This is a genomic window from Flavobacterium frigidimaris (assembly GCF_002217275.1).
Lineage (GTDB): Bacteria > Bacteroidota > Bacteroidia > Flavobacteriales > Flavobacteriaceae > Flavobacterium > Flavobacterium aquidurense.
The window spans coordinates 75,139-89,668 of record NZ_MUGV01000026.1; the positions used below are offsets into that span (position 1 = coordinate 75,139).

Sequence of the window (14,530 nt, forward strand, 5' to 3'; positions counted from 1 at the left end):
TATTTTATAAAATTATCATTATTCTGCAAGTTTTACATGTTTAAAATCTTTTTAATATTAAAAACATGGTAATGATGTAATTTTTGATATTAGGTTATTAGATACATTTGTTAATGTATTAATTAAACAATCAATAATTATGAAAAACATACAATTATTATCAGGAATTGCATTAATTGCATTGAGTTTTACATCATGTAAAGACGAAAAACAAGAAAAAGCTCAAAAGACAATTGACTCGTATGTAGCCTATGTCGATTCAGTGAAAAATGTGAAAGCTGACGATTTGAAAGCCGATTGGAAAGATGTAGAAGCTGAATATGACAGAAGAGCTGAAAATGCACAATTGGCACTTGCTGACATTAAAGACAATACTGCTGAAACCGAAAGGATAAATGCAAGTAAAGTTAAATACGAAGAATTTAAAAATGAAATGACCGCCGTTTTTGCCCCACCTGCTCCAAGTCCGAAACAACAATTGCGTAACGCTTTGTTTGGTGAAGGGAAAATTGGAGACGATATGAGTTTTTCATGGGTAAATGCCCAAAATATTCATAGTGTTTACCAACAATTTGTTCACACAGTTGAAGATAATAAAGACAGTTATTCTCGTGAAGACTGGGATGAGATTAAATTGATGTACGAAGCACTTGACAGCCGTAAAAATACAGTTGAAAAAGAAGGTTTAACTTCTGAAGATAACAGAAAAATTGCAGGTTTAAAAGTGAAATTTGCTCCAATGTATACTTTAAACAGAATGGGAGCTAAATCTGAAGAAAATAAAGAATCTAAAAAATAAAAGTTAGATAAATTGAATTAGTATTAAAAAGGCAATCAGAAATGATTGCCTTTTTTTATGCTCTAATCACAAAGTGCTCTTTTGGCTGTTCGTATCTGAAAAAGACAAATCCCCATTGAAAAGTATCAATCGTAACGGTTACTTGAGGATGGTTTTTAATAATTTCCCAGGCTTCTTCCATTTCTGGTGACCAATGAATATCGTCGAAAATCCAAACCGAATCGTTATTAATAGTGTGCAATAAAAGATCGAAATAGGCTAAAGTGGCTTTTTTAGAGTGATTGCCGTCGAAATAAATTAGGTTGAAGTTTTCAGTTTCAGTTTTCAGTCTCAGTTTAATATCTTCAAAGTATTTTTCAAATTCTGTTACAATTGAATTTACATTATTGAAACTGAATTTTTGTAATTGTAATTGACATTGATTTGCAGTTTCAGGACAACCTTCTAAAGTGATTACTTTTGCATTAGTATTGCCTAAAGCGAGGGCAGAAGTTGCCAAACCTAATGAGGTTCCTATTTCCAGAATAGTTGCGGGTTGAAAATAATTTGTAACTCTAAATAATAATTCGGCTCGTCTTGGAGAAATTCCGGCTGTTGATGCAATCTTCGAAATTTGTCTTCTGTTTGATTTGAAAACTTTTGAGCCGGCACCAAAATCGGTTACTTCAATAAAATTTTTATTCTGAAGTAATGATTTTCTATAGTTTTTCAGAATTGTATATTCAGGCTTCGACTTTTTATCGTAAAAACATTTCGTCAATAGATTAAAAACAAACGGAGAATGGACACCGTGTTCGTTTTTTGAATTCCACAGGAATTTTAGATAAGATTTTACTTGAAATAGCATAATAGAATTTACAAGTGCGAAGATACAAAAAAGTAGAAAGTCATAAAGCGAAAAGTCATAAAGTCACAAAGTACAACTATTAGTTTTCAGCTTTCGACTTTATGACTTTCGACTTTACGACTTGTAAAAAGACTATATTTGCGGACTTTAAATTAAGCTAATAGTAATACATTTTTTATGATGTTGAAGGAGGAAATAGAAGAGAATAGCATAATATCTTCTGAAGAAATTAATCGATGCATTGCTATTTTGGCACAATTGAATACTAATACCGATCAAATATTTGATATTCCGAAAGAGCAAAGAATAGCTTTAATTAAAGAAGCCGGAATGTTTTCCAGACCAGACAGAGGTGAGTTTTCCAGAAGAGTTAAAGACGGAGTACAGGCAGCCAAACGAAAAAAGGAAAAGAAAGACAAAACAGCTCGTAAGGAAACCGGAATTAGACATGCACGTGAAGCGAGCATATTTGTTGCGCCTAAATTACTGGCCTATAATGATCTCGTTCATAAAGAACAATTAGAACTGGAAACACCCCGAAATTGTTATGTCTGTAAAACGGAATTTACTAAAATGCATCACTTTTATGATACTATGTGTACAGATTGTGGTGATTTTAATTACGCAAAACGTTTTCAGACGGCAGATGTAAAAGGACAAATTGCTATTATTACCGGTTCTCGTTTAAAAATTGGTTATCATATTACTTTGATGCTTTTGCGTGGAGGAGCAACTGTTATTGCTACTACTCGTTTTCCTGTTGACTCAGCTTTGCGTTTTGCTAAGGAAGATGATTTTATGGAATGGGGACATCGGTTGAAAATTCATGGTTTAGACTTAAGACACATTCCAAGCGTTGAGATTTTCTGTAATTTTATTGAGCAAAAATACGAACGTCTTGATATTTTAATTAATAATGCAGCGCAAACGGTTAGGAGGCCAGCCGGATTCTATTCGCATTTGATGGAGAATGAAAACTTGCCAATAAGTGCACTTCCGCAACAGGCACAAGAATTATTATTGGATCATCTTAATTGTTTAGACGAATTAAAAATGTTGACCAGCGCAGCTTCTTCAAACGAAAACATGCCTGTCACCTGGCACGGACCCGAACCCGGAATAGGTTTGCGTGCTTCTGCTCAATTATCTCAAATTCCCTATTCTTTTGATAATGCCTTAGTGGCGAATGAAGTTTTTCCCGAAGGAGAACTCGATGCCGATTTACAGCAGGTCGATTTGCGGAAAACAAACAGTTGGCGTTTGCGACTGGGGCAAATAGAAACGACTGAAATGATTGAAGTGCAATTGGTGAATTCAGTGGCACCTTTTGTCTTGTGCAACCGACTTTCAGAAGTAATGAAGAAGGATAATACAGGACAAAAACACATTATCAATGTTTCGGCGATGGAAGGAAAATTTCATCGATTTTTTAAAGAAGACCGCCATCCGCATACGAATATGGCAAAAGCGGCTTTGAATATGTTAACGCATACCTCTTCAGGAACCTTGGCGAAACACGGTATATTTATGAATGCCGTTGATACAGGGTGGGTAACTGATGAAGATCCTGCTGAATTGGCAAAGAAAAAGCAGGAGCTAGAAGATTTTCAGCCACCATTGGATATTGTGGATGGTGCAGCGAGAGTTATGGATCCTTTATTTGATGGAATCAATACCGGAAAACATTGGTGTGGAAAATTTCTAAAAGATTATAATCCGATTCCCTGGTAGTTTTTAGTCACATTTTCAGGGGTAATTTTCAGTCTCAGTTTTCAGTCACAGCCACAAGGTCGATGATAAAAATTGTGTAAATTCGAGAAATTCTTGTTTTAAAAAATAGAAAAAACCACAACAGAATTAAATTTTGTTGTGGTTTTTTTATTGAAAAAGAAAAAGATTATCTGTAGATATTCAGTGCATTATTTGCTTTCCATTGTTGTTCAAGATATTCGGCATCTTCGCTATTACGCGGGTGAACGCCTAAGACAACATGACCGTCTTTAATTCCATCTTCATAAATTTTTGCTCTGTCTTCAGGAATTCCTGATCCTACTAAGGCGCCAATTATACCTCCGGCAATTCCGCCAGCACCCGCACCTGCTAATCCTGCAGCTAATGGACCGGCAACAATTAATCCTAAACCAGGAATAACAAGACTCGTTCCTATTGCAGCAACAACTCCTGCAATTGCTCCAATTGTCCCTCCAATGGCAGAACCTGTTCCGGCTGTTTCAGCTGCTTTTGTTCCAAGTTCAGAATGGTCGTCTTTGTCTGAGTAATGTTTTTTTCTGGTTTCATCAGACATGATAAGGTTAATTTCATCTTTTGTATAACCTCTTTCGCTTAAATTATCGTAAGCTCTTTCTATGCTGTCACGATCTGAAAACATTCCTGTTAATACCTCACGTTTAGTTCCATCGGGATTATGTAAATTTTCCATTTTATATAGTTTTTATTTTGTGAATTCATTTTCACTAAAACAAAGCTCGGAAAACAGATTTATTAATTTTTACATGATTTTTATGGATTATTACATAATAAAATTTAGGTTATCGTAAAATTGAATAGCCGTATTTTGTTATTATGTAAAGATGTTATTCTTTACTAATAAAAAAAGGACCTTAATAAAATGTTTTATTAAGGTCCTTTGTATTTAGGGAATAGAAATCTTCTGTGATTAATTTATTGAGCTCAACTTAACATCAAAAATAAGTACTGAGCCTCCGGGAATACTACCATAGTTATAACTGCCATAACCTAAATGCGAGGGAACTAATAGTATACCGCTTCCTCCAACTTTAAAAAAAGGAATACCTTCTGTCCAGCCTTTAATTACCTGATTTAATCCGAAGGAAAGCCCTGCAGGTTTGCTTTGGTCAAAAACAGTTCCATTAGTAAAATATCCTTTGTAAACTACAGTTACATTTGAGCTTGCAGTTGGTTGCGCACCATCTCCAGGTTCGTTGATAACATAATATAAACCAGAATCGGTTCTTTTTGCTGTTAATTTGTTTTTAGCAATATAATCAACAATTTCTTTTTCGTTTTCAACAGTGTAATCCGTTTTGGTTGGTTGACTATCGCTAGGATTGCAAGAGATAAAAAGGGTTAATGCTAATAATGATGTTAAGATGTATTTCATGGTTTTTAAAAATGTAATATTTAGTGAGGCTAATATAATAAGTTTTCAGTCACAGTGGCAGTTTTCAGTTTTTATTGTGAAATATTGCAACCAAATTTGTTCGGATTATTGATCATGTAGTTTATTAGTTTGCCAATTTCAATGCTTTTCTTATTTAATATATCAAATACTTCCTGATTGATATATTTACATTGTAAAGCAAATTCAAGCCAAACAAATGTTTCTGAATTTTCTGCATCGCTATCGGTTAGTTTGCTTATAAAATGATTTACGTATCGTCTTTTTCTATAGGATTCTGCAATATTTGCAGAAACACTTCTTGAGGATCTTCTTATTTGATCTGTTAGTGAATATTTTTCTTCTTTTGGAAATGTTTTTGAAAGTTCAAATAGGTCCATAGCAAGTTCACATGACTTTTTATAAGCTAATAATTCTTTAAAATTCATTGTTTAATTTTTTACAAGAATAATAAAAAAATAAGAAAAAACTTATATTAAATAAAAATAGTATCACAAAACAAACTGAAAACTGCGACTGAGACTGAAAACTAAAAAATTATCCTTCGATTTTAGCCGAAAGCTCAAACCAACGTTCTTCTTTCTGGTCTATTTTATTAATGATGTTTTGTAGCTCATTTGCTTTTTTCTCGATATCAGCATCGGCAACTTTTCCATCAGAAAATAATTGTTCGATTTTGGTTTTATCAATCTCCAGATCTTTAATTTCTCTTTCTAGTTTTTGATATTCTTTTTGCTCATTGAAAGTTAAATTTCCTGTTGGATTGTTTTGTTTCCAATCTTTCTTTTCGGCTTTGTTTTCTTCTTTTTGAGCAACATCAGCACTGTCTTCATAAGCTCTGAAATCAGAATAATTTCCTGGGAAGTTTTCGATTTCACCTTTTCCTCTAAAGATAAATAAGTGATCCACAATTTTATCCATGAAATAACGGTCGTGCGAAACAACAAGTAAACATCCCGGATAATCTAAAAGGAAACTTTCCAAAACATTAAGCGTTACAATATCTAAATCATTTGTTGGCTCATCCAGAATCAAAAAGTTCGGATTCTGAATTAAAACCGTACATAAATACAAACGTTTCAACTCGCCACCACTTAATTTTTCGACAAAATCATATTGTTTTTTAGCATCAAAAAGAAAGCGTTCCAACAATTGTGAAGCCGAAATCATTCTGCCTTTTGCCAACGGAATAAATTCTCCGTATTCTTTAATAATATCAATTACACGCTGATTTGGTTTCGGATTGATTCCGCTTTGTGTGTAATAGCCAATTTTAATGGTATCACCTTTTACGACACGGCCACTATCAAGCGGAAGTGTTCCGGTAAGAAGATTTAAAAAAGTAGATTTTCCGGTTCCGTTTTTACCAATGATTCCAATACGTGCTCCACGTTGAAAATCAAAGCTGAAATTGTCCAGAATAACATGATCCTTGAATTTTTTTGAAATTTTGTGAAGCTCGATAATCTTGCTTCCCATACGTTCCATGTTAATTTCGAGTTCCACTTTATTTTCCTGGCGACGACTTTGCGCTTTTTCCTTAATAAGGTAAAAATCATCCTGACGCGATTTCGATTTTGTCGTTCTCGCTTTTGGCTGACGGCGCATCCACTCCAATTCTTTTACGAATAGGTTTTTTGCTTTGTCTACACTGGCATTTTCAGAGGTAATTCGCTCTTCTTTTTTCTCTAAGTAGTAAGAGTAATTTCCTTTGTATTGGTATAATTTTCCGTTATCCAATTCGATGATTTCATTACAAACACGCTCCAAAAAGAAACGGTCGTGCGTTACCATAAATAGCGTAATATTTTCTTTAGCAAAATAACTCTCCAGCCATTCGATCATTTCAAGATCCAGGTGATTCGTTGGCTCATCTAAAATCAATAAATCCGGACGATTAATTAAAATAATAGCCAGGGAAAGACGTTTCTTTTGTCCACCCGAAAGATTTTTTACTTTAAGTTTAAAATCTTCCAGTTTTAGTTTGAATAAAATCTGTTTGTATTGCGTTTCAAAATCCCACGCATTATGCTGATCCATTCCGTCAAAAGCTTTTTGATAGGCTTCTTCGTCGTCTGGGTTTTCAAGCGCTTTTTCGTAAGCTTCGATTACTTTCAAGGTTTCATTGTCAGAAGCAAAAATGCTTTCTTCAATGGTTAACTCTTCCTGTAAATTATTATCCTGAGAAAGAAAAGCCATGCGGATTCCTTTTCGCAAAACAACCTGTCCCGTATCTGGTTCATCCAAACCATTAATGATGCTCATAATGGTTGTTTTTCCAGAACCATTTTTGGCAATAAAAGCTATTTTTTGGTCTTTATTAATACCAAATGAAATGTTGTCAAATAATGTTCTTTCACCAAAAGACTTCGAGATGTTTTCAACGGATAAGTAATTCACTTTGTAAAATATGAGTTATAAATTATAAGTTATGAAGGTTTTACAAATCACAACTTTTTTGCAAAAGTAAGCTATTATATTGCGATTTGCGAATTATTTATGGAGATAGGAATTCAGAATCGGACTTAAGTCAAAATAATGAATTTGTTGCGGAACATTCAAAATAGGTTTTCGAACCAAAGCTTCATTAGTCAGATAATAGTGCAAACCATTATTTGTAGCAATTCCTTCTATTTGATGAAAAGATAACTGGAGATCAATACGGCGTTTATTTCCTGACAGAAAATCAGAATTTTTAAAATCATATAATAAATATAAAAACGGCTTTCCGAATTTAGAATAACCGCAAAGCACAATCAATTTTTTTGCTTCCAGATAAGTGGCGCCAGTAACAAGACCTTTCGTATCCAGCGTTTTTTTAAATTGTGCAATATGATTTCCGCTTTGATTGGGGAGCACATAAATACTTGTTTTAGAGGAGTGCCATTGTTTTGTAAACAGATAAATACTGTCTTTAGAAACGATAAAAGCTTCGCAGTCAAAATTGGTCGTGTTTGGTTTTTGTGGAGTCAAATCAGTTTGATCTGAATAAGAGAAGGAAATAGTTTCAATAACTGGTTTTTCCGCTAAAAAAGATTTCTTTTCTATTTTAAGAATGTGTAAATCAGTGCGGTTTCCTGAAGCGTTATTACCAAAATCGCCAATGTAAATATGGGAACTGTCTTGGGAAATTTCTTCCCAGTCGTGATTAAGGGTTTGATCCAGCACAATTTTTCGCCTAATTTTTCCTAAAGAATCTAATCCGTAAATGGTTTTATCATGATCGTCATTGTGTGTCCAAAGTAATTGCTCAAAAGATACTAATCCTGAAGTCTCCTTAATGGAATCACTTAGTCTGTGTGTGACTATTGGTTTTGTTTTGAAAGTTTCATAATCGCAGCTTCCGTCATTTACCGTTGCCTTCGAATTATAATTTTTCGATAGCGGATCTGTACAGCCGGAGATTTGGGCCTGTATTGAGTTGAGCATTAGGAAGAAGAGGAAAGCTAGTTTTTTCATCTCTATTTTTGACTTGTCTATTTAATTTCAAAATTAAGTTAAAAAGAAAAATAAAAGCAATTTAAGAATTTATGCTACGTTTAATATCTTCAAAATTTGTTTAACAAATAGTTAGTTTTTTTCTGACTCCTATTTTTTCTTAGTAAAATAATTACGTTTTAAATATATAATAATAGGACATTTCTTGGTTTGTAATTTTTATGTTCCTTTTTAAGATGTTATTTTCGCGAAAATATAAATGAATTCTTTCAAAGAAAAACGTATCTGTTTGACTTTTAGCCAACTATCGTATGTTGTTAATTTTGAAATAATTAGTTCAAAATATTGTCTTAAAAGTCTAAAAATTGTCAATATATTTGCAGCCATTTTAGCTTTTTCTGATTTCTACTAGTGGGAGTTGGAAGGGCGAAGCTGTGTCGTGAAGTTAAATGTTATATTTACATTACTGAAAAATTTGTAAAAAGTAAAATTATTTAATTTTTAATACAACGAAAGGTGCTTTATTAAATTATTTGACTGATAAGATTTAATATTTCATATCAGTGGTTTAATTGGGAAGGAGCATAAATAACTACAAGCTAAAGACAAATGTTTTAATCAACTTGTAAATTTAAAAAGGAAATACTCTTTTAATAAAAAAGAAAATATACATATGAAAATATTAGATTGTACATTACGTGATGGGGGGTATTATACAAATTGGGATTTTGATAAAAATTTAGTTGATACTTATTTAACAGCTATGAATGACTTGCCTGTAGAATATTTAGAGGTAGGTTATAGAAGCCCAAAGTTATCCGGATACTATGGAGAATATTTTTATTGTCCCGATTTTGTTTTAAAAAAGCTATCTGTTATATCAAATAAGAAATTAGTAGTTATACTTGATGAAAAAAATATAAAATTAGAGACAGTTGAAGAATTATTGAAGCCATGTTTAGGTATAATTACAATGGTAAGAATTGCTATTGATCCCGAACAATTATTGAGAGCGATTGATTTGGCCAAAAAAGTTAAATCAATGGGATTTGAAGTAGGTTTCAATGTTATGTATATGTCTAAATGGAAAAATCTTCCAGACTTTTTATCTAATCTAAAATATGTAGATGGTGTAGCAGATTATTTTTATATGGTTGATTCGTATGGAGGTGTCTACCCTGAAGATGTAAAAGAAATTTTTTCTCTGGTTCGTTCCCAAATGAAAACTAAGATTGGTTTTCACGGTCATAATAATTTAGAATTGGCACTTGTAAATACCTTAACTGCAATTGAATGCGGTGCAGATATGGTTGATGCAACTATCACCGGAATGGGAAGAGGTGCTGGAAATTTAAAAACAGAACTTTTGTTGACAGCTTTAAATCAGAGAAATAATATAGAAGTTGATTTCAACGCACTGTCTTCAGTTACAGATGCTTTTTCTCAATTACAAAAAGAATATGAATGGGGTACAAATTTACCCTATATGGTATCAGGAGCCAATTCACTTCCTCAAAAGGATGTTATGGACTGGGTTGGAAAAAGATATTATTCATACAATAGTATAATCAGAGCACTTAGTAACCAGTCCAAAGGATTAAAAGATAATGAAACATTAAACGAATACAATCCGACCGAATTATTTCAAAAAGCTTTAATTGTTGGTGGGGGTGATAGCGTTAGGGAACATATTGATGCAATAAGGAATTATCTATCATTAAATCCGGAGGTTGTTATCATACATTCAAGTTCACGAAATGTAAGTTATTTGAATGATTGTAGTAATAAACAATTTCATTGTTTAGCTGGTAATGAAGGCCATCGATTAGAAAAAGTATTTAATTCAATTCCCAATAATAGAATTGCAATATTACCACCTTATCCTAGAGCGATGGGAACATATATACCAGTAAATTTTAAATTTAATTCGTTTCAACTTTCGGAAATCAATGTAACGGATAGATATAAAAGCTCAATTACTTCTTTAGTTCTTCAATTGGTAAAAGAGATGAAAGTTAAAGAGTTGATAGTTTGTGGATATGATGGTTACAATGGAGAAATTACGCAACATAAACTAGAATTATTTAATGAAAACGAATATTTGTTTAGAAATTTTTCAAAAAACAATTTTGCTTTAAAATCTTTTACTCCTACAAAATATAAAGGGTTATCGCAGGAATCTGTTTATTCGGAACTATATAAATAATACCAGATGGAAACTGTTAGTGTGTTTTTGCCTACAAGAAAAGGCAGTGAAAGAGTAGCAAATAAAAATACCAGAATATTTGCTGGTTTTCCGAACGGTCTATTAGAAGTTAAGTTGAATCAACTTATAAAGACAAAACGAATTGATGAGATTGTTTTGTCTTCAAATGATGAAGCATCTTTAGATTACGGAAAAAAAATTGCTAAACAAGAAAGTAGACTAAAAATTATAGAACGTCCTGATGATCTGGCATTAAGTAGTACAAATCTAATTGATTTAGTAAATTATGTTCCCTCCATATGTACTATGTCCCATATTTTATGGACTCATGTTACTTCTCCATTTGTTATGGGTGAAGATTATGACAACGCTGTCAAAACTTATTTTCAGACTTTAAATGAAGGTTATGATTCTTTAATGAGTGTAAAAACTATACAAAATTTTTTATGGTCAAAAGAGAAAAATGATTTAATAAATAGGCTGACAGATATTAAATGGCCAAGAACACAAGATTTAATGCCTTTGTATGAAATCGACAGCGCATTCTTCATTGCTTCTAAAAATGTTTATTTAAATAACAAGGATAGAATTGGAGTAAAACCTTTCTTAATGGAACAGTCTGGACATAAATCGTTTGATGTTGATTGGGAAGACGATTTTGAATTAGCAGAATTAATTTATAAACATTCAAATGGATAAATTTAAAATAATTCTATGGGATTTTGATGGAGTTATCATGGATTCAATGCCTGTACGTGACAAAGGTTTTGAAATTGTTTTGCAGAATTATCCTCAGGATCAGGTTTCGCTTTTAATGGAATACCATAGAAATAATGGAGGGCTTTCGAGATATAATAAATTTAGATATTTTTTTGAAGAAATAAGAAAAGAGTCTGTTACAGATTCAGAAATAAAAGTTTTAGCAGAGGAATTTTCGGTAGTAATGCTTGAAAATCTTTTAAATTCTAAATTGCTAATTAATGACTCTTTAAATTTCATAAAAGAAAACTACTTAAAATATAAAATGCATATTGTCTCAGGTTCAGATGGTAATGAACTGAGATATATTTGCGAAAAATTAGGATTGTCTAAATATTTTTCTTCAATTCATGGATCACCAACTCCCAAAAATAAATTAGTTGAAGATTTAATGACTGAAAATAATTATAATAATGATGAAACATGTTTAATTGGAGATTCATTTAATGATTTAGAAGCAGCAGAAGTGAATAAAATAGTTTTTTTTGGTTATAACAATGAAAAGCTAAAAGGATTGAGGAAAAATTTCATTCATAGTTTTAAAAACTACAGTATTTAAAACTGTGAATTTGTCAATTATTGATAAAAAAGGATGCATTATGTCTGTATCTTGAAATTATGTTTATATTGATTTTTTATATTCTTTGTAATATCGACAATAATTAAATTTCTTAAATTATAACATTAGCCTAGAAGTACTTTTTTGCTTACATAACAATGAATTGAAAAAAAATTGTTTCTTTTTTCTGTATGGCAAATTTAAAAGTATAATCTTATGAATAATTGTTTTGGAATTATCTAAATTTTTAAAAATTAAAGTGAAAATACTAAATTTAAATTATAACATAAAGAAACATAACTTTTGGAATTCACCCACTTTGATGACATGGATGAGTTATTCTACAAAAGCATTCACTTTAGTGGGGATTTTACCTCTTATTTTAAAAAAATTTAGTCCTGAAGATATTATATTATGGTATTTGTTTTCAACAATTATTGGATTGCAATCTTTAGCAGATTTTGGATTTCGTCAAACTTTTTCAAGGATTATATCTTTTGCTTTCGGTGGAGCTAAAGATATAGGTACTTTTACCACTAAAAAAGAGGTAGCAGAAATTAATGAATGCAATATTCCTCTATTATCTTCCATTGTTGCAACTATGTTGTTTTTATATCGAAGGTTAACATTAATAGTGTTTTTATTAATGACGACGATAGGAACTTGGTCTATGATAAAGCCTGTGTCTAATGTTAATTTACCTAATCAGGCATGGATTGCATGGGGAATAGTTATAGTAGCTTCTTGTATTAGTTTTTTTTCTCGTTCTTATATGAACTTTCTTGAAGGTCTAAATAAAATTGCATTAGTACGTAGAGTAGAAACATTAACATCTTTAGGGGCTATTATTAGTAGTTTAGGCGTATTGCTGTGGGCACCTTCATTATTAAATTTAGTTATTGCTAATCAATTTTGGTTAATTGTGGCTTCAGTACGTGATTGGATTTTATGTAAAAGAATCGATAATGGTTTTTTTTCAAAATTAGATTTGACTCAACCAATCGACAAGAAAATTATCAAAGAAATTTGGAATCCTGCTTGGCGTAGTGGAATTGGCGGATTAATGTCAGCCGGTGTAACTAATATTACTTCTATTGTATATGCCCAATTTGGCAATACAGCTTCTGTAGCCTCATATTTATTGGCGATTAGATTGATAACTCAAATTAGAGAAATTTCGATGGCTCCATTCTACAGTAAACTATCTACAATGGCAATATATCGAGTTAAGAATGATTTAGATTCATTGAAAATTACAATTAAAAGAGGAATGCGTCTAAGCCATTTAGTATTTATTATTGGTTTTATATTAACTTCTATTTTAATAAATCCTTTTTTAAAATTAATTAATTCTGAAGTGTCATTTGTTAGCATGGGAGTTTGGGCCGCTTTAGGATGGGCTTTCTTTACTCACCGTTTTGGAGCGATGCATATTCAGGTCTATTTAACTACTAACCATGTAATATCACATATTGCTGACGGTATATCAGGGTTAATTTTTATTTCACTAACGATATTGTTAAGTAATTATATCGGAATTTATGCAATACCAGTAGGAATGATTGCTGGACATTTAGGTTTTTACTGCTGGTTTACCGCTTTATATTCTTACAGGTCTTTGGGTAATGAATCTTTCTGGAATTTTGAAAAGAATGTCAGTGTTCCTTCTATAATATTACTGATTATATTTTCTTTTATTTCTTTATTTTTTAATTTATAATTGTTTTTGGATGAAGCATATTTTTTTGGTACATACTCACATTACATACATTGTAGCACAAAGTATAATAGAATCCCTTTCATTAAAAAATGAAGAAATATTTTTTATATCTACAAGGAATTATAAAATTGATTTTACGGATCAAATAAATTTAAATGCCGAATTTGAATTATTAAATAATACAAATTATTCGAATTTTTTTTTAAAATGGCAGTTGATTAAGAAAGTTGATGAGAAATTGCTTAATGCGAATATTGGTTTATATCAAATTTATTTACCGCATATTGCTCATCCTCTTTTTCAAATATTAGGTAGTAATAAAAAATGCACTAAAATAAATATAATGGAGGAAGGTTCTAATTGCTTGTCCTATCGTCTTTATAATCCTCCAGTAAATATTAAAAAAAGACTTATAGCTTTGATATTTAATAAATCAGGTTTATGGGGGCAGAATAGATATTTTAGGGTTAGTTCTAATAGTGAATTAAAATATTTTGATAAAAAATTATTACCAGTGTTTTATGGGATATCACCTAAAAGTTTTCAGAATGTCATTGGTTATGAAAAACGAATTATAAGTATACATCAAGAAAAAACAGCAGTATCAAAACAAATACCTGACAATGTAAGTGTTTTATTATTAGAAAGTATAATTGAGCAAGACAATTTGAGCAGTTCTCTTTTTTTTGATAGTATAGAATTGTTAGCTAAAAAACTGAATAGCGAAGAAGTTTATTTAAAATTTCATCCATATCAAAATGCAGAGAATAGGAAGCATGTAATTACTATATTAGAAAAATACACAAATGTTAAATTAATTGCAGATGATATAGTTATGGAAAAAGTGTTTTTATGTTCAAAGAATCTAAAAGTTTATGGTTTTACAACTTCTCTACTTTTTTATGCAAAATCATTTGGACATGAGGCTTTTTCATTTGCTTATCTGTGGAAAGATGATTTAAAGTATAAGAATTACACCAAATTCAACGATTTTAATATAGAAGAATTTGTTCAAAGAACAAATAATTAATACTTTAAGCTA

The 14,530-nt window shown here is 31.3% G+C and carries 13 protein-coding genes; 7 read left to right on the forward strand and 6 right to left on the reverse strand.

Annotation, left to right across the window (positions count from 1 at the left end; translation table 11 throughout):
* Positions 1-139: 139 nt before the first annotated feature.
* The gene (locus B0A65_RS16020) at positions 140-799 is read left to right on the forward strand and encodes a DUF6565 domain-containing protein (protein WP_074659150.1); all 660 of its coding nucleotides are present in this window, start codon (positions 140-142) and stop codon (positions 797-799) included.
* 55 nt (positions 800-854) lie between these two features.
* Here B0A65_RS16020 and B0A65_RS16025 read toward each other — a convergent pair whose 3' ends face one another.
* Positions 855-1,646, reverse strand: a complete 792-nt coding sequence (locus tag B0A65_RS16025; RefSeq protein ID WP_074659149.1) for an O-methyltransferase — start codon at positions 1,644-1,646, stop codon at positions 855-857.
* Between the two features lie 180 nt (positions 1,647-1,826).
* Here B0A65_RS16025 and B0A65_RS16030 point away from each other — a divergent pair, with 180 nt between their 5' ends.
* Complete coding sequence (locus tag B0A65_RS16030) at positions 1,827-3,377, forward strand: SDR family oxidoreductase (RefSeq protein ID WP_074659244.1); 1,551 nt, start codon at positions 1,827-1,829, stop codon at positions 3,375-3,377.
* A 166-nt stretch (positions 3,378-3,543) separates the two neighbouring features.
* On the opposite strand, the gene B0A65_RS16035 is transcribed toward B0A65_RS16030, so the two are convergent.
* The 5 genes from B0A65_RS16035 to B0A65_RS16055 all read right to left on the reverse strand — a co-directional run bounded on the left by B0A65_RS16035 (position 3,544) and on the right by B0A65_RS16055 (position 8,265).
* Positions 3,544-4,086 carry a hypothetical protein gene (locus tag B0A65_RS16035; RefSeq protein ID WP_074659148.1) on the reverse strand — a complete coding sequence of 181 codons (543 nt, stop codon included), beginning with the start codon at positions 4,084-4,086 and terminating at the stop codon, positions 3,544-3,546.
* 237 nt (positions 4,087-4,323) lie between these two features.
* On the reverse strand, positions 4,324-4,788 hold the full coding sequence (locus B0A65_RS16040) for an FKBP-type peptidyl-prolyl cis-trans isomerase (protein ID WP_074659147.1): 465 nt from the start codon (positions 4,786-4,788) through the stop codon (positions 4,324-4,326).
* 71 nt (positions 4,789-4,859) lie between these two features.
* A complete protein-coding gene (locus B0A65_RS16045) occupies positions 4,860-5,234 on the reverse strand; it encodes a four helix bundle protein (protein ID WP_074659146.1) in 375 nt (124 codons plus the stop codon).
* Between the two features lie 109 nt (positions 5,235-5,343).
* A complete protein-coding gene (locus tag B0A65_RS16050; RefSeq protein ID WP_074659145.1) occupies positions 5,344-7,206 on the reverse strand; it encodes an ABC-F family ATP-binding cassette domain-containing protein in 1,863 nt (620 codons plus the stop codon).
* A gap of 93 nt (positions 7,207-7,299) precedes the next feature.
* Positions 7,300-8,265, reverse strand: coding sequence for a hypothetical protein (locus B0A65_RS16055; protein ID WP_074659144.1), 966 nt, complete (start codon positions 8,263-8,265; stop codon positions 7,300-7,302).
* Positions 8,266-8,917: 652 nt separating this feature from the next.
* Here B0A65_RS16055 and B0A65_RS16060 point away from each other — a divergent pair.
* The 5 genes from B0A65_RS16060 to B0A65_RS16080 all read left to right on the forward strand — a co-directional run bounded on the left by B0A65_RS16060 (position 8,918) and on the right by B0A65_RS16080 (position 14,518).
* Positions 8,918-10,450 (forward strand): aldolase catalytic domain-containing protein, encoded by a 1,533-nt coding sequence (locus B0A65_RS16060; RefSeq protein ID WP_074659143.1) that lies wholly within the window; start codon positions 8,918-8,920, stop codon positions 10,448-10,450.
* Between the two features lie 6 nt (positions 10,451-10,456).
* Complete coding sequence (locus B0A65_RS16065) at positions 10,457-11,149, forward strand: acylneuraminate cytidylyltransferase family protein (protein WP_074659142.1); 693 nt, start codon at positions 10,457-10,459, stop codon at positions 11,147-11,149.
* Positions 11,142-11,768 carry an HAD family hydrolase gene (locus B0A65_RS16070; protein ID WP_074659141.1) on the forward strand — a complete coding sequence of 209 codons (627 nt, stop codon included), beginning with the start codon at positions 11,142-11,144 and terminating at the stop codon, positions 11,766-11,768. Before B0A65_RS16065 ends, B0A65_RS16070 begins: the two co-directional genes overlap by 8 nt.
* A 259-nt stretch (positions 11,769-12,027) precedes the next feature.
* Positions 12,028-13,488 (forward strand): MATE family efflux transporter, encoded by a 1,461-nt coding sequence (locus B0A65_RS16075; protein WP_123890368.1) that lies wholly within the window; start codon positions 12,028-12,030, stop codon positions 13,486-13,488.
* A 10-nt stretch (positions 13,489-13,498) separates the two neighbouring features.
* Positions 13,499-14,518 (forward strand): polysialyltransferase family glycosyltransferase, encoded by a 1,020-nt coding sequence (locus B0A65_RS16080; protein WP_074659139.1) that lies wholly within the window; start codon positions 13,499-13,501, stop codon positions 14,516-14,518.
* Positions 14,519-14,530: the final 12 nt, after the last annotated feature.

Bases quoted from the DNA above. Each gene is read 5' to 3' on its own strand.
- B0A65_RS16020 (WP_074659150.1), top strand. From the start codon at position 140: ATGAAAAACATACAATTATTATCAGGAATTGCATTAATTGCATTGAGT.
- B0A65_RS16025 (WP_074659149.1), bottom strand. From the start codon at position 1,646: ATGCTATTTCAAGTAAAATCTTATCTAAAATTCCTGTGGAATTCAAAA.
- B0A65_RS16030 (WP_074659244.1), top strand. From the start codon at position 1,827: ATGTTGAAGGAGGAAATAGAAGAGAATAGCATAATATCTTCTGAAGAA.
- B0A65_RS16035 (WP_074659148.1), bottom strand. From the start codon at position 4,086: ATGGAAAATTTACATAATCCCGATGGAACTAAACGTGAGGTATTAACA.
- B0A65_RS16040 (WP_074659147.1), bottom strand. From the start codon at position 4,788: ATGAAATACATCTTAACATCATTATTAGCATTAACCCTTTTTATCTCT.
- B0A65_RS16045 (WP_074659146.1), bottom strand. From the start codon at position 5,234: ATGAATTTTAAAGAATTATTAGCTTATAAAAAGTCATGTGAACTTGCT.
- B0A65_RS16055 (WP_074659144.1), bottom strand. From the start codon at position 8,265: ATGAAAAAACTAGCTTTCCTCTTCTTCCTAATGCTCAACTCAATACAG.
- B0A65_RS16060 (WP_074659143.1), top strand. From the start codon at position 8,918: ATGAAAATATTAGATTGTACATTACGTGATGGGGGGTATTATACAAAT.
- B0A65_RS16065 (WP_074659142.1), top strand. From the start codon at position 10,457: ATGGAAACTGTTAGTGTGTTTTTGCCTACAAGAAAAGGCAGTGAAAGA.
- B0A65_RS16070 (WP_074659141.1), top strand. From the start codon at position 11,142: ATGGATAAATTTAAAATAATTCTATGGGATTTTGATGGAGTTATCATG.
- B0A65_RS16080 (WP_074659139.1), top strand. From the start codon at position 13,499: ATGAAGCATATTTTTTTGGTACATACTCACATTACATACATTGTAGCA.